The 19,059-nt window shown below is 36.6% G+C and carries 21 protein-coding genes; 13 read left to right on the forward strand and 8 right to left on the reverse strand.

The annotated features are described in order from the left end of the window. The first annotated feature begins 93 nt into the window (after positions 1-93). Positions 94-1,773, forward strand: coding sequence for an HD domain-containing phosphohydrolase (locus VSAL_RS19125; protein WP_231850925.1), 1,680 nt, complete (start codon positions 94-96; stop codon positions 1,771-1,773). A 116-nt stretch (positions 1,774-1,889) separates the two neighbouring features. Here VSAL_RS19125 and VSAL_RS19130 read toward each other — a convergent pair whose 3' ends face one another. Together VSAL_RS19130 and VSAL_RS19135 are read right to left on the reverse strand one after the other, a co-directional pair. Then, positions 1,890-3,257, reverse strand: coding sequence for a YjiH family protein (locus VSAL_RS19130; protein WP_012551914.1), 1,368 nt, complete (start codon positions 3,255-3,257; stop codon positions 1,890-1,892). A 271-nt stretch (positions 3,258-3,528) separates the two neighbouring features. Continuing rightward, positions 3,529-5,175, reverse strand: a complete 1,647-nt coding sequence (locus VSAL_RS19135; protein ID WP_012551915.1) for an ABC-ATPase domain-containing protein — start codon at positions 5,173-5,175, stop codon at positions 3,529-3,531. A gap of 190 nt (positions 5,176-5,365) precedes the next feature. Between VSAL_RS19135 and VSAL_RS19140 the strand changes: the two genes are divergently transcribed. From VSAL_RS19140 to VSAL_RS19150, 3 genes are all read left to right on the forward strand, one after another. Continuing rightward, positions 5,366-5,599, forward strand: a complete 234-nt coding sequence (locus tag VSAL_RS19140; protein ID WP_012551916.1) for a hypothetical protein — start codon at positions 5,366-5,368, stop codon at positions 5,597-5,599. A 178-nt stretch (positions 5,600-5,777) separates the two neighbouring features. Further along, positions 5,778-7,178 (forward strand): NAD(P)-binding protein, encoded by a 1,401-nt coding sequence (locus VSAL_RS19145; RefSeq protein ID WP_012551917.1) that lies wholly within the window; start codon positions 5,778-5,780, stop codon positions 7,176-7,178. Between the two features lie 274 nt (positions 7,179-7,452). Then, positions 7,453-7,824, forward strand: coding sequence for a PilZ domain-containing protein (locus VSAL_RS19150; RefSeq protein WP_012551918.1), 372 nt, complete (start codon positions 7,453-7,455; stop codon positions 7,822-7,824). Between the two features lie 8 nt (positions 7,825-7,832). Here VSAL_RS19150 and VSAL_RS19155 read toward each other — a convergent pair whose 3' ends face one another. Together VSAL_RS19155 and VSAL_RS19160 are read right to left on the reverse strand one after the other, a co-directional pair. Beyond that, positions 7,833-8,477 carry a hypothetical protein gene (locus VSAL_RS19155; RefSeq protein ID WP_044583574.1) on the reverse strand — a complete coding sequence of 215 codons (645 nt, stop codon included), beginning with the start codon at positions 8,475-8,477 and terminating at the stop codon, positions 7,833-7,835. 271 nt (positions 8,478-8,748) lie between these two features. Next, positions 8,749-9,987 (reverse strand): L-lactate MFS transporter, encoded by a 1,239-nt coding sequence (locus tag VSAL_RS19160; protein WP_012551920.1) that lies wholly within the window; start codon positions 9,985-9,987, stop codon positions 8,749-8,751. Between the two features lie 309 nt (positions 9,988-10,296). Between VSAL_RS19160 and VSAL_RS19165 the strand changes: the two genes are divergently transcribed. From VSAL_RS19165 to VSAL_RS19180, 4 genes are all read left to right on the forward strand, one after another. Then, positions 10,297-10,848, forward strand: a complete 552-nt coding sequence (locus VSAL_RS19165) for a DUF3332 domain-containing protein (protein ID WP_012551921.1) — start codon at positions 10,297-10,299, stop codon at positions 10,846-10,848. Positions 10,849-11,184: 336 nt separating this feature from the next. Further along, entirely contained in the window at positions 11,185-11,556 is a 372-nt protein-coding gene (locus VSAL_RS19170) for a hypothetical protein (protein ID WP_012551922.1), read from the forward strand. A 128-nt stretch (positions 11,557-11,684) separates the two neighbouring features. Continuing rightward, positions 11,685-12,689: a response regulator gene (locus tag VSAL_RS19175; RefSeq protein WP_044583575.1), complete on the forward strand. Its 1,005-nt coding sequence runs from the start codon at positions 11,685-11,687 to the stop codon at positions 12,687-12,689. Next, positions 12,690-13,127, forward strand: a complete 438-nt coding sequence (locus VSAL_RS19180; RefSeq protein ID WP_012551924.1) for a PAS domain-containing protein — start codon at positions 12,690-12,692, stop codon at positions 13,125-13,127. It abuts the gene before it with no gap. Positions 13,128-13,171: 44 nt separating this feature from the next. Here VSAL_RS19180 and VSAL_RS19185 read toward each other — a convergent pair whose 3' ends face one another. Then, positions 13,172-13,480, reverse strand: a complete 309-nt coding sequence (locus tag VSAL_RS19185) for a DUF496 family protein (protein WP_012551925.1) — start codon at positions 13,478-13,480, stop codon at positions 13,172-13,174. A 100-nt stretch (positions 13,481-13,580) separates the two neighbouring features. After that, positions 13,581-13,994 carry a bactofilin family protein gene (locus tag VSAL_RS19190; RefSeq protein WP_012551926.1) on the reverse strand — a complete coding sequence of 138 codons (414 nt, stop codon included), beginning with the start codon at positions 13,992-13,994 and terminating at the stop codon, positions 13,581-13,583. 155 nt (positions 13,995-14,149) lie between these two features. Here VSAL_RS19190 and VSAL_RS19195 point away from each other — a divergent pair, with 155 nt between their 5' ends. Continuing rightward, on the forward strand, positions 14,150-14,815 hold the full coding sequence (locus VSAL_RS19195; RefSeq protein WP_012551927.1) for a YceH family protein: 666 nt from the start codon (positions 14,150-14,152) through the stop codon (positions 14,813-14,815). Further along, positions 14,815-15,099 carry a GIY-YIG nuclease family protein gene (locus VSAL_RS19200; protein WP_012551928.1) on the forward strand — a complete coding sequence of 95 codons (285 nt, stop codon included), beginning with the start codon at positions 14,815-14,817 and terminating at the stop codon, positions 15,097-15,099. Before VSAL_RS19195 ends, VSAL_RS19200 begins: the two co-directional genes overlap by 1 nt. On the opposite strand, the gene nadE is transcribed toward VSAL_RS19200, so the two are convergent. After that, positions 15,096-15,926, reverse strand: coding sequence for an ammonia-dependent NAD(+) synthetase (nadE, locus tag VSAL_RS19205; protein ID WP_012551929.1), 831 nt, complete (start codon positions 15,924-15,926; stop codon positions 15,096-15,098). The genes VSAL_RS19200 and nadE overlap by 4 nt on opposite strands. A gap of 163 nt (positions 15,927-16,089) precedes the next feature. Here nadE and VSAL_RS19210 point away from each other — a divergent pair, with 163 nt between their 5' ends. Beyond that, the gene (locus tag VSAL_RS19210; RefSeq protein ID WP_012551930.1) at positions 16,090-16,599 is read left to right on the forward strand and encodes a nicotinate-nicotinamide nucleotide adenylyltransferase; all 510 of its coding nucleotides are present in this window, start codon (positions 16,090-16,092) and stop codon (positions 16,597-16,599) included. 6 nt (positions 16,600-16,605) lie between these two features. Further along, a complete protein-coding gene (locus VSAL_RS19215) occupies positions 16,606-17,118 on the forward strand; it encodes a hypothetical protein (protein ID WP_012551931.1) in 513 nt (170 codons plus the stop codon). A 30-nt stretch (positions 17,119-17,148) separates the two neighbouring features. On the opposite strand, the gene VSAL_RS19220 is transcribed toward VSAL_RS19215, so the two are convergent. Further along, positions 17,149-17,769, reverse strand: a complete 621-nt coding sequence (locus VSAL_RS19220) for an AraC family ligand binding domain-containing protein (RefSeq protein ID WP_012551932.1) — start codon at positions 17,767-17,769, stop codon at positions 17,149-17,151. Positions 17,770-17,952: 183 nt separating this feature from the next. Between VSAL_RS19220 and VSAL_RS19225 the strand changes: the two genes are divergently transcribed. Then, on the forward strand, positions 17,953-19,056 hold the full coding sequence (locus tag VSAL_RS19225; RefSeq protein ID WP_012551933.1) for a 1-acyl-sn-glycerol-3-phosphate acyltransferase: 1,104 nt from the start codon (positions 17,953-17,955) through the stop codon (positions 19,054-19,056). Positions 19,057-19,059 lie beyond the last annotated feature (3 nt).

Consider the following 19,059-nt stretch of genomic DNA (forward strand, 5'->3'; position numbering starts at 1 on the left):
CTCCGTAGAAATAATATGTTCCGTTCTCTTTATTTTCTAGTCACTATTATTTTGTGTTTGTGCAATCCTGCGATAACACACTCGCAGAATGATTTGAATAAAAAGCCAATCAATATCCTCGTTCTTCATTCTTACAGTCCTTCTTATGAATGGACTGAGAAAATAGAAGAGGGAATTAAGAACGCGACAGCAACCTCTGAGCGAAACATTCGTTTATCTATAGAATACATGGATTCAAAGCGTATTGATGGCAGTAAATATACGTCACAGTACGAGAGTTACCTTAACGGTAAATATAATACTCATTATTTTGATGCCATCATTGTGTCAGACGATAATGCGCTTAATTTTTTAATTCGCTATGGCGACCATTTATTCCCTTCAATCCCTATCATTGCGGTAGGTATCAATAACCTGTCAGTTAATTTATCGACCATAGAGCACCGTACCGCGGTATTTTATGAAAAAGATCACATTACTAAAAACCTAGAATTGGCTCAAAAACTTTATCCTAATTTAAAAACGGTCTATTTATTAAGTGATAATAGCTTAACGTCACAGCTTATTCGTCGACGCTTTATTGAAGAAGCCGTTGCATTTAAAGGCCTGAATATTAAGGTTGTGAGTCATCAAAGTTTAGCTGATGCCGCTAAGTTATTATCTGAAGCGAGTTCTAATTCAGTCGCGTTTCTAACGCACTATAATACAGAGTTAAGTGATGGGCATTATTACGACTATAATACAGTTGCTTCTAAATTATCCCAAGACAGTCAAATCCCTATTTTCGTATTTTGGGAGCACTACCTTGGACATGGTGTACTAGGTGGTTACGTTAATCGATCTTACGCACTGGGAGTTCAGTCGGTAATAAGCCTTACAAAAAAGTTAAACTTTACGATTAATAAACAGATTGCTGGTTTCCCTAAAGCTTGGGAAGGGTATGTATTCGATAACCAAGTTATTAACCAGTTTAATATTAGTAAAAGCACACTGCCTTATACGTCAGTTATCGTAAACGAACCCCATTCTTATTTTTATGATAATCGAAATATCATTACCGTCACATTGTTACTTATCGCTATGTTGCTTGGGATAATTATGACTCAATCAATTGCTATTCGTCGTAAAAAAGAATTAAGTGAAAACAAGTCCCATATTCTTGCCCTGCAAAAAAGAACATTAAACGTTCAAAAAGAAATGATTGAAGTCTTGGGTGAGGCGATTGAAACTCGCTCTGGAGAAACTGGGAATCATGTTCGTCGAGTTGCGAAAATGTCATCTTTACTCGGTAAAATTTATGGTTTACCAAAGAATGAATACCGGCTACTTGAAGTCATTAGTCCGATGCATGATGTTGGAAAAATTGGGATATCGGAATCCATTTTAGATAAACCAAGTAAATTGACCCCTGCTGAACGTATTATCGTAGAAACACATACTGAAATTGGGTATAAATTATTAATGTCTGGTGATGGTGAGATCATGCATTCTGCCGCTAGAATTGCATTAGAACATCATGAACACTGGGATGGAAAGGGATACCCAAACCAAATTGTAGGAGAAGAAATTCATATTTTTGCTCGTATTACTGCAATTACCGATGTGTTTGACGCGTTAATGAGTAAACGATGTTACAAAGACGCTTGGCCATTAGATAAGGTCATTACTTTATTTAATGAAGAATGCGGAAAGCAATTTGATCTTCAATTATGTCAGATGTTTTTGCAAGAAATAGAACAGTTTATTGCGATTAGAAGAGAATACCCAGATTGATATATTGCAACCAATGAGCCTATAGATAATGCTGTTATTTATTGAATACAATAAAAAGCCCTAAGTAGATTGTTCATCATACTTAGGGCTTTCCTGTATTTGGTGATTCTACAAGATTAGAAAATCAAGTGAGCCATACCTGCGATAACGGGTAAAGTAATTAATGTACGTAGAATGAAGATTACAAATAACTCAAAGATATTTACTGGAATTTTACTACCAAGTAGTAGAGCACCAACTTCAGACATGTAGATTAATTGTGTTACTGACATTGCTGCAATAACAAAACGAGTCATTTCACTGTCAATCGATGCTGCAAGGATTGAAGGAATAAACATATCAGCAAAACCAACAACAATCGTTTGAGAGGCTTCAACTGCTTCTGGAACACCAAGTAACTCTAAGAATGGAATAAAAGGTTGGCCTAGTGTTGTAAATACAGATGTGTATACAGCAATAACTAAAGCAATGGTACCAAGTGCCATTACAACAGGAAGTACACCAAAGACCATATCTACTGCGTTTTTAACGCCTTCACCAAATACGCTCTTAATTGAGGTGACTTTTGCTGCTTTTTTCATTGCTTGTTCAAGACCCCAAGAGAACGTTGTGTAACCTTCAGGGATAACTTCAGCATCAGCATCACGTTCAGTACCATCAATAAACAAATCTTTCTTGTAGCTAAGAGGTGGTAAACGAGGAATGATGATTGCAGCAACAACACCCGCTAAACAAACCGTTAAGTAAAATGGTAAGAAGTAGCTTTCTAGTTCAACTTGAGCAATCACAACTAAACTAAAAGTAATCGATACTGCAGAGAAAGTGGTACCGACAACGGCCGCTTCACGTTGTGTATAAAATTTACCTTCGTACTGCTTGCTCGTTAGTAAGATACCAACAGAGCCATCACCTAACCATGAAGCCATACAGTCAATTGCTGAACGACCCGGTAAGTTAAATACTGGGCGCATTACTTTGCTAAGTAGGGCGCCAAATAGTTCTAATAAACCAAAGTTGAGTAATAGAGGAAGTAATAAGCCTGCAAAGATAAATACAGAAAATAGAACAGGAAGAAGATCGTTAAGAACTAAGCCACCCGTGTTTGGTTCCCAAATAACTACTGGTCCAAATTGAAAGTAAACCATTGCAGCGGCAATACCACCAACTAGGCGTACCACAAACCAAAGTGGGCTTGGATTAAGTAAGCCAAATAAAAATGCGTTGTTTGCGATAACTTTAGGTTTAACTATTTTAGCTAAAATAGTAATGACAGACATAAACATAATGATACCAGTAACGATTGCTACTAGGTGCTCACCAAATAATACCTGGATTGATTTTGCTAAAACAGCAACAGGGATGGTAATAGAACCATTATAAGTGATCGGAGCCATAAACAGGATCAGACCAATTAATGATGGGATAAGGAACATCAGAAGATTCTTCTTTTTGCTCATAGGGGTAATCTCACTTGAATTTTGCATAAATCTCTCAAATTACTACTAGTTAATAAAAAGCTAATCCTTAGCATTATTATTCACTAAACTTCCGTATTCATTCAGTAAAGTGGAGATTACACTGTTTTTTTTAAAAGTGGAATAGTATTCATTAAAAAAAAGTAATTATTCACTTTTATACAGGGGATATGAATATTAGAAGGGCGATTATAGAGTGATTTTGTTTGTTATGATGAAAAAATGAAGTGGTAAATACTAAAAAGCCCCCAGTAAAGGAGGCTTTTTATTGAATCATGTTCTATTTGAACTCAGCAACACGCATTCTGTTCAATACGGCCATCACTTCAATGACTCGTGGCTTCGCTAGATCACCATGTTTTGGCATGATTTCGTGCCAATTGTCATGCAGCTGTTGAGCGATAAACTCAACTGGGTTTAATTCCCAACCTTGATCTTGCGATAACTGGAACCATACCCAACCAATAGCATGTACTTGTGCTGATGATTGAAGTTGAGACATCGCTGTAATATCAATAAGTTCACGACCAAAACGTAAAGAGTTTTTGTTTTTGGTTTGAATTCTGAATTTACCTTCTTGCAGAATTGCCTGCAATGATGAACGATTAAGTTGGCGTGTCATCGTAGGAAGTAAATGTTCAGAGCCTTCTTTCTTTCTTGTTGTCGGGTGACTTAAAACAACATCTTTCGCTTGTTTTGTTACGTCAACGGCTTGGTAATCATGCATTTGGATTACCGTATCGGCAACATCAAGGTAATCACCAGAACCGCCCATAACTAAAATCGTAGAAACGCCTAATTCATCACGAAGTTGACCGATGCGATCAACTAACGGCGTAATAGGTTCTGCACCATTGCTTACAAGTGCTTGCATACGTTCATCACGAATCATGAAGTTAGTTGCTGACGTATCTTCATCAATAAGTAATGTTTTAGCTTGAGCTTCTAGAGACTCTTGTAACCAAGCGGCTTGAGATGTTGAGCCTGATGCATCTTGAGTTGAGAAACAAGTCGTGTCTTTACCCATCGGTAAATGGTTAATGTAGTTAGACAGGTTCAAACTATGAACACAGCGTCCATCTTCTGCTTGAATTTTTGTTGTCGATTCTTCTGTAACGATATATTCACGACCATCTCCTGGGATGTGATCATAAATAGAGCGCTCTAGTGCATTAAGTAACGTTGATTTACCGTGGAAACCACCACCAACAATAAGCGTGATCCCTTTTGGGATCCCCATGCCTTTAATTAGGCCTTTGTTTGGTGTAGATAATTCAATTTCTAAAGATGCAGGGCTTTGAAAAGCAATGGCTTCTTTCATTGGGCGATCATTGTTACCCGCAATACGAGGTAAAATACTGCCATTAGCAACAAACGCGACTAGATTATGCTCAGCAAGCTGACGACGAAGGGCAACTTGATCGACAATAACTTTACAATGTTCTTTTAATTCTTCAATAGGAAGTTCACGAGCCAGAAGTGTTCTACGAACGTATTTTGGCATATGGAAAGTCAGAATGTTAATGGCTCTCTTTGCTAAAATTTCACGGCCATCAGCAGGTAAGTTCATGTTATAACGAAGTTCAATACCTTCATCATCAAAAACAACCGATGTATGGTCTAAAACCGTTTGACCTGATAGCGCAATAGATAGAGTTGCGTCTTTTTCAAGAAGCTGGCTAAAGTGACGAGCAAGGAAGTCTCTTGCTGCACGTTGATAATCTAAAGAGGTTTCTTGCAGCCATTGTAGGTGTGTTAATGACCAAGCACGCTTTGCACGAAGGCGAGAAGGCGGCGCGTATGGGTCAGATTGAACATTATCGATGTACAAAGTGAAGTCTGTAAAATCGTATTTACCCTTTATAGCAGTGTAACTACGGTAATTTCTTTTTTCTAATTTTTTTAGCTTGGCTTCAAGTTGTTCCATTACATTCACATCATAAAATAAAGTTGTGAGCAGTATAACAAAATACCGTGAAGAAGACGTACTTCTTTAAGTAAACTTATTTGTTTAAGTTGGGTAATGATTAACAATGAAGCAAGTTAAGACCTTTGGCTAATTTACATCCCAGTGTTACTAACAATAAAATACTTACTGTTAACAAAGGAGTGTAAATATGGAATTGGTTTTAAATAGTATTGAACTGTTATTGATTGGCACCGGGATCCTCTTTTTATGTTTATCGGTCACACAATATGGAAAACGAACGTCAGATTGGCGTGGTGCGTGTGCATTATTTGTTAAACGTATAGAAATGAGCGCTCAAGAGTATAAATGGTACCGACTTGGTATTAGTACTTTTATCCTTGGAGTTACTGTGCGTATTATCAATTTAACCTTATGGGGATGAAATTCCCCACACTTATCCACAATTTCTGTGGGTAACTATAGGTATAACCAGTTATCTTAATGATTATTAAAGAAATTAACACCTGATCAAGCTTTTTCTTTAGATAAACTATTATTTTTTTGTACTGCGAAGTAAAATAGCTAAGTCAATCATATTTAGGCTTGGATTAATAAAAAAGATGGAACAAAAACACTCTAAAAAGAAGATTGCCATTATTGGTGGTGGGATAGCCGGATCGAGTATTGCGATGTACTTATCTCAGTTCGATGTTGATATTGAACTCTTTGAACAGGGCGTTAGTTTAGTGAACGGACCTCCTATCTGTCATTTGCATGCTGGAGGCAACTTATATCGTGAGATATCTGATGAACAGTGTTTAACGTTATTAAAAGAATCTATCGATACTGTTCGCTATTTTCCTCATACAATGAATAAACGGCCAACCATTATTGCAGTGCCTAAAACCGACAGCGGTGAACCCTCTGACTTATTACCGCGTTTAATCCTGTTAAAAAATGCTTATCAAACACTCATTGATGACAATCCTAAAAATGAATTCTTTGGTCCTTCTTCTGATTACTTCAAAATCTATAGCCGTGAACAGCTAACGCTAATATCCCAGTTGACTCCAACTGAAACTCCTACGTGTTTAGATGATTGGTTAATTCCTTTCGTAAAAAGTGTCGATTTAGAGCAACTAAAGTATCCCGTAGTGTTAGTTCAAGAATATGGCCTTAGTGTTTTTCGTATGGCCGCAACCGCTGAGATCACGTTAAATAATAAATCAAATACCGTGCTTAATTTTAATTCACATGTTCATAATATTCAAAAAAACGCCCAGCAATGGGTGATTAACTACGCTGAGTCTGGGAAAGAAGAAAGCAAGTATTTTGATTGTGTCATTAATAGTGCTGGATTTAGAACTGGGATTATTGATGATTTAGTACAAAAGCACACTCATCGATTAGTTGAGTTTAAAGCCGCTTATGTTACTCAATGGAATCAATCAGACTATGGGAAGTGGCCGGAAGTTATATTTCATGGGGAGAGAGGGACACCTCTGGGAATGGCTCAATTCACGCCATATCCAAATGGGTATATTCAATTGCATGGTATGACGGAAGATATTACGCTTTTTAAAAATGGTTTGTCACAATCAAGTAATGAGTCCGCACAGCCTAAATTATCAGAAGCATTGATTAAAAAAATTGTAAAAGGTTGGGATCTCTCGATTCAGCAGCAACGAACGGATAAAGCGATAAAGCATATTGCTCAATTTATCCCTTCATTTAAAACCGCGACATCAGCAGGAAAGCCGTTATATGGAGCTCAACAAATTCCTGGTACCGATGTGACGTTACGAGCAGCAAATATTTCTTATACCGCAGATGGTTACTTCAGAGCTGAGATTGTTAAAGCGTCTTCAGGAATCGAATGTGCAAAAGAGATTGCTAGGGTGCTTAACTTTACCATTAAGACGTCTTCTCTTAAGGTATTAAATGAAGATGAGGTGATAATATTAGCTCGTTCTTTAGCTTTTGAACGTCATTATCCGATTGAATTAGCTGAAGTGTATTAATTGGTTTATCGATTAAATCTGTTGTTAAACCTCATGACATTAAAGCCATTTTATCATCTTATAGCCTAATCTGTATAAATATGAAAGAAGCTAGGCTATATAATGGGAGGGTATGTTTTTGAAGCGTAACAGTTATCGTGTATATGCCTTGTGGTAAAACAAAGATAACCCAAGATATATTATGGCGTACGGATATGTAAAAGTGGATAATTTTATTGTATTGTCTCGCTTTTTTGTTGAGAATAGGCCGATCGTAATTTCTGTAAGGTGAAACGTGGAATTTTTACTTAAACGCCGATGGCCTAGATTCGAATGTCCGAAATCTGTGAATGCTAAAGTGTTCTGGGCGCATAAATTAATGCCTTTTGTTACTGTAAAGTTAATGGATGTGTCTAAAAAAGGATTTGGCTTTACAAGTGAGAGAAAATTACAAGAAGGCAGTTGTGAACTGAGGATTCGTTCTTTTCCGAATTTAGTCGGTGATATTGTATATAGAAAAGTGGTTGCTAATAATAAAGGCGACAGTATTTATCATTATGGCTTTTATTTAAGCACTCAACTTAGCAAGACTCAGCTTGAAAACCTTGGCTGTAAAGGTGTGATTCATCTTGAACATGTCAAAAGTAGTGAAGATCCATTAGGTTAGGGCTGTATTTAATCTTTGTTTAATTGAAACACCGCGGTACATAATAAGTATTTTAATAATTCACATTGACGAGAATTCGATTCTAGTGGGTGGATTATATGATTACTAACGCAACTGAGGTTGAATCGGCTTTCTAAGGTACTGTTTAACGTTGTTTTTGAGATGAGATTATGAATGCCTTGTGATTCATAATCTGTTTCTTGTTTTGGTAATAGGCCTTTCCACCAATAGTACAACTCTTTACTGCTGGTTGTTCTATCAAACCAATGATCGCAAATGATACAGATATAGTCTAACTGTTGTATTTCGTGTGATTCAAAAAGAAATTCTATTGAGGCTGATATTTGAGATTTTGCCTCCGTTTTTGCATTCAGAAATTGGGGATACAAAAGCCACAGTTTTTTATTATCAGAATGTCCTTTATTGGTATCTAATGAACAAATGTAGCGGTACGCCTCTGCTTGAATAATATGCAGTTGCGAATTTTCAGGATTCTCATTCTTTTTTAAAACAGACAATAATCTACGGTTAAATGCAGCACTTAGGTGAACGGGTGACATTCCTCTATTGTGAATAGTAGGGTAATGGTGCTCACACAGCGTTTTGTAGTCATATTTAAATGACTCAAGGCATTCTGTAAATAACTGATCCAACAATAAATATCCTTCTAAAAAAGCCAGTGTCTCTTTTGTGCACTTACTTTTCAATGACCAAAATTAAGAATACACGATTCTCGAACTAATTATAATCTTCTTCTATTTATAACGCCTTCTAATTGACACCGTATTTAGACATATATTGTTTTCACGTTGCCAATAAATGTGACTTGTATCGACTCCCTTTTATTTGAATTCAAATCGATTCAATAAACATAAAAAAAACCGCTTACTGAACAGTAAACGGGCTTTAATTTAATTGAACAAATTAAACGTTAGCAGGGCTTAGTTGCTGCACTTTTTCTTCAGATATTGGTTTCGTCACGATAGCTAATATAATAGCAACACCCACCATAGCGGCAGAGATTGTATAAGCAAGATTGTAATCGCCACCTTGACGCATTGAATAACCAACAACAGCTGCACCAATAGCACCACCAATCCCCCATGATGTGTAAAGAACACCATAGTTTGTACCGTAGTTTTTCAGACCGTAGAATTCAGCCGTTAGTGATGGGAATACAGCAAGCAATGTACCGTAACCAATCGCCGCAATTGCAGTACCAACAACAAGCATGACTTCGCTGTCGAATGTACTGAATAGAGCCATGTTAATACCTTGAAGAACAAAAGCGATAAGTAAGGTTTTAACACCACCAATTTTGTCCGATAGCATACCAGCAGCAACACGACCGCCTGAGTTAAATACTGCAAGGATAGACGCTAAGTAAACCGCATTTGGCAGGTTTGCTTGCATGCTTGCAATCGTTGTTATGTTACCGATGATCATTAAGCCAGCAGAAGCCGCAAATGCATACATTATCCATAAAGAATAAAATTGCGGTGTTTTCAGCATTGCTTTCCAGTTCAGATCAAGAGGCTGGCGAGTTGAAAGCGGTGCTTTACCTGCTTTAACCTTAGGTAGCTCAGGAGTGTAACCTTCTGGTGGGTTTGTAATTGTTGTCGCTAGTGGTGTTGCAATAATCAGAATCGCGATACCAAGAACTAAGAATGTAGTTTGAATTCCGTACATAGAAATTAATACTGAAGTTACTGGCGCTAAATAAATTGCGGCAAGACCAAAACCAGCAGCAATTAATCCATTAACCATACCTTTCTTAGAAGGGTGGAACCATTTCATTGCTGAAGGAGCAAGACATGCGTAACCAAAACCAATGCCGGCGCCCGTTATTACACCAAAAGTAATGTTTAGCATAAATACAGTATCAACAAAGCTTGATGAAATCATACCTAAGCCAACGAGGATAGTACCGAAGATAAGGATCAAGCGCGGACCCATACGATCTTGTAAAATACCAGCAACTAAAAGGCAAAGTGAAAATGTGATTGTTGCGATAGCATAAGGTTGCGATGCTTGTGATGCGGTCCAACCCATATCAGTAACAAGAGCTTTGTTAAATACGCTCCAAGCGTAAAGGATACCCAAACATAGGTTAATACAGAAGCCTGCAAGCAGGATGCGCATTGCTTTATCGATATTTTTCATCGTTATCTCAGTGAATTGAAAGTTTATTACAATCTAAAATTTTAATTGTATGGTTTGTTTCTTAAATATATGACATGAGTCACGTAAATTTGCGCGGAGTTTATCAGTACTCTGAATGCATTGGAATACTCTGTATGAAAATTACACCACATTTTTGCAATATAAGATTTTAAATATAGCGATGTCGGTTTTTTGACGATTTAATGTCATTTTTATGTAAAATCATGAATATTAACCTATTTTTACAAAGTGTTACTTGGTAATATCCGCGGCGTTAAACAATACATAAATAAACAATTAGAGAAAATTATGAACATTAAAAAAATTAAAGTAGCAGTGGCAGTAGCGTTAGGTATTACAACTCTTACGGGTTGTATGGGTCAAATGGGCGTATCAAAGCTAGTTGCTTTTGGTAACCTTAAAGCAGTAGATAACCGTTATGCTCGTGAAGGTTTATACATTTTACTTGCACCAGTATACGGTGTAGCAGCGTTTGCGGACCTTTTCATTTTTAACTCAATTGAATTCTGGACTGGTAAAAACATCATTACAGGAAAGAGCCCAGCAGTCGTTGATACTGATGTTGGCGGTGCAGTATTTAAAGTTAACGATAAAATTGATTCTTCGATGACTAAAGCACCAATTGCTCCACTTCAAGTAAACAATAATGTTGAAAGTACTACTATTCAACAAATCGACGCAAACACTCTTGAAATGCACGTCGCATTATTAGATGGAACAGTGCAAACACTTCGCGGAGAGAAAGTAGAAGACAGCGTTGCTTTCTACCTAGATGGTCAATACATCACAACTGTACAAGTTGATGAATTAGAGAACTATGTAGCTGCTTCTGAAGCTTAATTGTCCCTTTAATTTCTAAAGCACTCATTAGAGTGCTTTTTTTATGCCTGTAAAGTGGTTATGTTCATAAAATCATCAAAAAAGTAAAAATTTTAAAAAAAATAAATAGTTGATTTTAACTATTTTGTAACAAACATTATATCAGATGTAAGAAAGTATTCTTTTCTATCTGACACTTAGTATTAAGTAGTTGAATACCGTAATTATTTGCAACAATCCGTTTACATTTAATGGTTTTTTATCTAGTTGAATTAGATATAAAAAGCGATAGAATAGGTTGAAAACAAAGATTCCATAATTGAAAGGATGCTCTCAGTTTAGTTTGTTGAGGTTTATATGAAATTATTACTTATATTTTTAGTATCAACTCTTGGTGGCGTCGCCGCGGCCGAGCATTTTCATTCGTTTATTTTAGGATTAAGCATCGCAACATTAGCGGTTGGCTGTTGTCATTGGTTTGCATTTCGAACGACAAAATATCCACAGCTTGCTATGTTAATGTTAGTGTTAGTGTTAGGTCTATTTGCGAAAATGACAGTGACTATAACTGGTGTTGTCATTGGAATGAAAGCTGAATTAATCAGCTCACCATTCATTTTTGCAGTGTCGTATTTATTCTTCTCTATTGTTGCTACTTATCTTTGGTTCAAAATTAGAGACGCAAAAATTTCAGTGCCATTACTTAAAAAGTACGTAAAAACAGCGTAACTGAGTAAAAATCGAATCAATAGAAAAGGAGCTTAGGGCTCCTTTTTTTATTTACCTATAGTGTACCGTATCTAAGATTATTAATAATTGATATAGTATTGATAGTTTTATTTAAAAAGGTAACACAGATGGCTATATCCATCCTGATTTGTGATGATTCGGCATTAGCTCGAAAGCAATTAGCTCGAGTTATTCCTCAATCGTGGGGAGCAAATATTCAATTTGCAATGCATGGATGGGATGCAATCAATCAACTTGAATCCTCTTCTTTTGATCTTCTTTTTCTTGATCTTACTATGCCTGAATTGGATGGTTATGGGACTCTTGACGAAATTAATTCCCGACACATTAAAACACAAGTTATCGTTGTCTCTGGTGACATACAACCTAAAGCTCAAGAGAAAGTATTAGCATTAGGTGCAAGAGCATTCATAAAAAAACCAGTAGATAAAGCAACACTTTTATCTACGCTTAAGTCTTTGAATATCACACCAGAAAGACCACAAAGTTATGTGCCTGTTCAGGTAAATAATGCTCAATTACGACGTCGTGACGTCTATTTAGAAGTTGCCAACGTAGCAATAGGTCGAGCTGCTGATTCATTAGCTCGTCATTTTGATGTGTTCGTTAATATGCCATTACCTAATGTAAACTTATTTGAAATGAGTGAGCTTCAAATGACGCTAAGGCATTTAGCGAGTAACGAACATATGTCAGGGGTTTGCCAAGGATTTAGCGGTGAAGGTATTGCTGGAGAGGCATTAGTCTTATTAAGTGACTCTAGTGTGTCCGATTTAACGAAATTGATGGACTACCCAGAAACCGATTCTGATAGTTTAGAACTTGAATTATTAATGGATGTTTCTAATATTTTGGTTGGTGCTTTTCTTAAAGGGATTGGAGAGCAAGCGGAAGTCCGATTTTTTCAAAGCGCTCCCGTGTTGCTTGGCCAGCATGTATCGGTAGACAGTGTTGTTGAATCAACCAAAGGAACCTTTAATAAAATAATGTCTTTTGAAGTTAGCTATAATATCGATGGTACTGATATAAAATGCGATATGTTGCTGATGATTGTAGATGAATCATTGCCGATTTTAGATAATAAATTAGCGTATTTACTGGATGATGAATAAATGAATGGTATTCCTGCAGAGTTTGAGCAATTTCATTGGATGGTTGATATTGTACAAAATGTTGATGTCGGTTTAATTGTTGTAGACAGAGAGTTTACGGTTCATTTATGGAATGGATTTATGACACACCATAGCGGTAAGCAATCGCATGATGTGATGGGGAAGTCTCTTTTTGATGTTTTCCCTGAAATTAACGAAGCTTGGTTTAGAGCGAAATCTAAGCCAGTGTTTGAGCTTGGCTCTCGAAGTTTTGTCATTTGGCGTCAAAAACCGTACCTTTTTCATTGTCGCAATGTTCGTCCAATTACCCAACAAACAAAATTTATGTACCAAAACGTCACATTAAATCCGATGAGGAGTACAACGGGAGAGATCAAATCGATGTTTCTGGCTGTTGAAGACGTGACCGCTGAAGCTTTAGCTGAAGGCATGAAATAAAAATGGAGGCGTTAGCCTCCATTTTTTATTAATTTAGTAAAATATTACTTATTTGCTTTTTTATCTGCTTCCGTTAAATCACGGATTTTACGGCTGATGTCACGGCGAGATTTTGAGATCTCAGCACTTTTAATGATGTGGTCATCAACACGATCTTCGTAATCACCTTTCATGTTTTGAACAATGGTAATAACTTCAGCAGTAGTCATACTTGGGTCAATATAATCAAGCATGTTTTCTAATAGTACAACACGCTTTTGGTTATCACGGATTTTCTTTTGGTTATCTTGCAATTCACGTTTCAGTTTGTTTTTACGACGTGCTTGGTTGATAATTTCGAATACGTTGTTCATTTTAAACTTCCTATAATATTCAATAGCTACTTTCTTGATTAAATCACAAATGTAATAGCGAAAACAATAACAAGATCAATACTGTGTTAAAAAAACAAAATTACGCTATAGATTCTACATTATCTTGCGTTTTTAGCTTTTCTTTTGAAATGACTTTAGATACTTGTTCTACGATTTCAATTTCACGATTTTCACCGATCAATAAACCGCCTTTCTCAATAGTAAGTTGCTGAGTTTGCATCGTTCCTTTAAACTTACCTTGAGTTTGAATGCTGACTTCATTTCCTTGGCACATTCCTTCAACTAATCCGTTGATAAGAACTAAGCCTCCTTTAATCTCACCCTGAACGCGGCCAGTCGGCGTCACAATGACTTCAGCATCCGTTGTAATATTACCTTGAACAAACCCATCAATTTGAATGCTTTGATCAGATTCAATATTACCGATAACTCGGCAACCTTTTGCTATGATGGATAAAGAGGATGAGGAAGAGCGACTACTAAAAAGGCCCATGGTTATTTCTCCAATTGATATTAATCTAACGAAGGAATACTATCATGGATATTAAGAGGTTAGATTACTAATTCAATGCTAATACAGTGATTTGCTTGCAGGCTTCGCATTTTATGCCGTGTAATGGTTATATTTACGTCAGAAGGAATTAACAAATGAGAATATTCAATCAAACCGAGATCCGCATTATAGGTTGCCTTATCGAGAAAGAGGTTACCACCCCTGAGCAATATCCATTAACACTGAATGCACTAACAACAGCATGTAATCAAAAAAGCAACCGTGACCCTGTCACATCGATGTCTGATTCGGATGTTTTAGATAGTTTAAATACATTAGTGTCAGAACGTGTGGTTACGGATGAAACTCGTGGAAATTCAAGAGTGGCAAAATACCAACATCGTTTCTGTAATACGGAGTTTGGTAGTTTAAAATTGTCAAAACAAGAAATGGCTGTATTGTGCGTTCTTTTTTTACGCGGACCTCAAACACCAGGGGAACTGCGTACTCGAACCCAACGTTTATGTGAGTTTGATAATGTCGCAGAAGTCGAGTCCGTATTAACGACATTAGGCTTAAGTGAAGCATCGCCAATGGTGACTAAGTTAGAAAAAGAACCAGGTAAGAGAGAAGCACGCTATGCCCATTTATTTTGTGGTGAGGTTATTAATGATGTCACTGTTGTTGATAAAACAAACGTGACTAACCATTCAAACTCAACAGAGAATGATGAGCGCATCACTTTGTTAGAATCTGAAGTTGCGGAGCTAAAAGCCGAAATGGCTCAGCTGACTCAACTAGTTAATGATTTATTAGCATAATGAAAACAACTGATTCACCTTGGTTTATCTACTTAATTAGAACCAAATTAAATACACTATATTGTGGTATCACAAATAATATAGATCGTCGTTTTCTGGCTCACCAGCAAGGGAAAGGGGCTAAATATTTAAAAGGGAAGGGGCCATTACAATTGGTATGGTCTTATGAGGTAGAAAATAAATCCTTGGCGTTAAAGTATGAATATCGAATAAAAAAACTGACTAAAACGTCAAAAGAAGCGTTAGTCAGTGATCAAAGAGCGTTACCTAGTATCAATGATTAATCATAAATAGTTGGGATAGGTTTGCGCTTATGCTGGGACGTTTGATAGATTTTAATTAATCTAGCCTCTGCCTCAGTATCAATTTTTTTGCCTTCTAAGAAATCATCGATTTCATCATAAGTGACAGATAATGCATCTTCATCGGCTTTCTGTGGTGCTAATTCTTCAAGATCAGCCGTAGGTACTTTCTTTACTAATTGTTCTGGTGCGCCAAGCTCTGCGGCAACGTCTCTTACTTGACGCTTATTTAATCCAAATAAAGGAGCTAAGTCACAAGCGCCATCGCCAAATTTTGTATAGAATCCGGTAATGTTTTCTGCCGAATGATCCGTCCCTAATACCAAACCACCGACATAGCCAGCCACTTCATATTGAGCAATCATACGAGCTCGTGCTTTTACGTTACCTTTTACAAAATCGATTTTATCATTTGCGGTAGGCAGTAAACCAGTATGAGCTAAACCAAGATGGTTTGCTTTATGTAAACCGTCAACGCCGTCTTTAATATTAATACTAATTGAATGTGTTGGTTTAATAAACTCAAGAGCTAATTGTGCTTCGTCTTCGTCTTTTTGAATACCATAAGGAAGGCGTACCGCAATAAATTGGTAATCAGATGAATTCGATTCTTTATTTAATTCATTAACGGCTATTTGAGCTAAGCGTCCACATGTTGTTGAATCAACACCGCCACTGATCCCCAAAATCAGCGATTTGCATCCTGATTGTGTCAATGTGGATTTGATAAAATCAACACGGCGTTGAATCTCACTAAGGGGATCAATTGATACCTTAACTTTCATTTCTTCAACAATCTGTTTCTGCATTCTCATTCCTTTCAAATCATTCATTGGAGTTGTGATTACGAGTAATTAGTCCTAATATAATACTGAATTTAAAGAATTAATAACAGAGTAATGAGCTAATGCATAGTGATTGACAAATTTTTCACTTATGCTGATTAATAATAGTATCAACATCGAGTAATATATGAAAATAGCGGTATTTGGTAGCGCCTTTAATCCACCATCATTAGGGCATAAAAGTGTCATTGAACGCCTTAGTCATTTTGATAAGGTGCTATTAGTCCCAAGTATTTCTCATGCTTGGGGGAAAGAAATGCTTCCTTTTGACACTCGTATTGACATGGTGTTAACTTTTATTGATGAATTTAATAGTAATGTAGCGTTGTCTTGTATCGAAAGTGAGCTCTACGTTCCAAAACAAAGCGTAACCACATTTTCTTTACTGACTTATCTTCAAGAAAAAAATCCAGACGCCGATATAACCTTTATCATCGGACCAGATAATTTAATGAAGTTTAGTCAATTCTTTAAAGCGGATGAAATAGCAAAAAAGTGGAATGTAATGGCTTGCCCTGAAACCTTGCCAATACGAAGTACAGACATAAGACATGCCATAAAAAATGGTCATGACATAAGTCACCTAACAACCAAAGGTGTGAGTCAATATATTAAGGCTCACCAGTTATACGAGTAACGCGTGATGAAAAAACAAGTTGGTTTTTTTAGTTTAACCCTGCTTCTGCCTATTGAATTGAGTGCAGAAGAAAAAGCAACTTGTTTGCAAGACAGTTATGCCTCTTATTCACGCGAGGTTTACTCGTCATCGTCTACTTGTTTGATACCTCTTTTTGAAGTAAATCAATTTATTAGCCAGTTATACGATATTACTAATCAGTTAGAGTCTGAGCTTTTTGAAGAAAGTTATTGGGATAAATGGGAATACAGTAGTGGTGAAGAACCTTACCCATTACTTACCGGTTATCTTAGTGACAGTGCTGTCGGGTTTACGGTTTGGCAACCAGAAGAGTATTACGACAAAAAGATAGAAGAATTTGATTCTTATACCGATTGGATTGAAAGCCATGGATTACAGCTTAGTTTGGCTTTTGGTGGAGAAGAAAAGGGGAACGAACCTAGGTTTAGAATCGATTATAGATGGCATGAACAAGTGGATGACCAAGTGTTCATGCAATTTGAAATTCCTTTTCAATAATCATCGACTTTATTACGGACGTTACTTTTTTTATAGAAAGATACTGAATGAGCTGTTCATTGCTTGTATGTCATCTGAAAAGTAGCGCTTTGCTATCATCACGTCTTTCGCGCCTGATTTTCGCATTTTATCAGCCTCTCTTACTTTTAGCATTAATGCCATTTCAGCAGAGATAACATTACTTTCATTTGTCGTTTTTTGGTCGCTTAATACGCTAATGTAATTATTAACCTGCATTGATTCTTTAGACACATCAGTGTGAAACGTTGCCAGTAACAACTCATCTTGAATCACAGCCAGTAAGCGTTGTTCTTGTTGTTCATTTAATGAGGCTGTGAACAATTTTGCTATTAACGCGTTAAGCAAACTTGTTTGGCTAACAAAGCCACCTTGTGTCGGTAAATCTTCGCGAGTTCGAATAGAAAAAGCAATGTGAGCAATTTGAGCGTTTGGAACAATAGTGATTGAAGTTAAAGAATCAAACGGTAACCAAAAAAACTCTCCAGCTGATACTACGTATTCCCATTTCCCTAAGCGGATGAGAGCGGTACCTGTATTGACATAAACCAGTTCATAATAGTTTTTCTTCTTACGAGCGGTATAAAAAAGCTGTTCGTATGTTTTTGAGTGGAATGTGATTGCGCTTTTCATAAAAACCTCTTACTTTGAAGTCCGTCACTTTACTGCTTTCCGCTAAAAAATCAAAGTATTCTAAGAATTTAACCTATATTATGGCCTGAATGGTACGACCTCTTAAATAGATCACGTACAACAGAGATAAAATCGAGTAGAATACGCGCTTATTAATTCTGTTCGGTAATCATAAGTACCCACATGACCACACAAGATATCTATCAAGAAATTCGCCCGTATAATGACAGTGAAGTCCCTGAGGCAATTGAACGTTTAATTTCTGATGATGAATTCATTAATGCTATTTTGCATTATAAGTTTCCTTCGGCATCCAAAATTTTGTTTTGGTTTCTCGCGCCTTTAATTCGTTGCAAACTTCGTCGTAGTCTTTCTAAGATCAAAACAGTTGAAGATGTACAGCTGCAAGTGGCGACTTATCTCAATAAAACAGTAAAAAATACCACGGATGGGATCACCTACAGCGGTATTGATAAGTTAGATTCAAATAAAGCCTATTTATTTATCTCTAACCACCGTGATATTGCAATGGACCCAGCCTTGATGAATTGGGTTCTATACAACAATAAGATGCAGACAGTACGTATTGCTATTGGCGATAACTTGCTTAAAAAAGCATGCAGTACTGAATTAATGAAATTGAATAAGAGTTTCATTGTTAAGCGTTCAGCAAAAGCCCCTCGCCAGATGTTAAAAGCACTTAGCTTACTCTCTTCTTATATCAAGCATTCTCTTGAAACAAATAATTCAATTTGGATTGCACAAAAAGAAGGTCGAGCTAAAGATGGGAATGACTTTACTGATGCTGCAATTTTAAAAATGTTTCATGTTGAAGGTCGTAAACGTAAAGAAACTTTTTCTGAATATATGAATGGATTGAATATCGTTCCTGTGTCTATTTCATACGAAAATGATCCTTTGGATATTCAAAAAGCAAAAGAACTAAATGCAGTTGCGACACTTGGATCATATGAGAAAGGGGAGTTTGAAGACATCGACAGTATCATTAAAGGTATTATCGGTAATAAAAAACGTATTCATATTCACTTTGGTGACGTAGTGAATACGGATTCTGACTCTGCTGACGAACTAGCCAAAAGTATTGATGTGCAAATCCATACTAACTATCATTTGTTCCCTATTAACTATGCCGCCGCTAATATTGATTCTGATGTTGTAACGGATAGTGTTAAGAATGAATTAAATGCAAAATTATCGGTATTAACTGAAGAAGAAAAACCATTTTTACGCGCTCTTTATGCTAACCCAGTAAAGAACGCGCAGTAGTGA

The organism is Aliivibrio salmonicida LFI1238 (assembly GCF_000196495.1).
Taxonomy (GTDB): domain Bacteria; phylum Pseudomonadota; class Gammaproteobacteria; order Enterobacterales; family Vibrionaceae; genus Aliivibrio; species Aliivibrio salmonicida.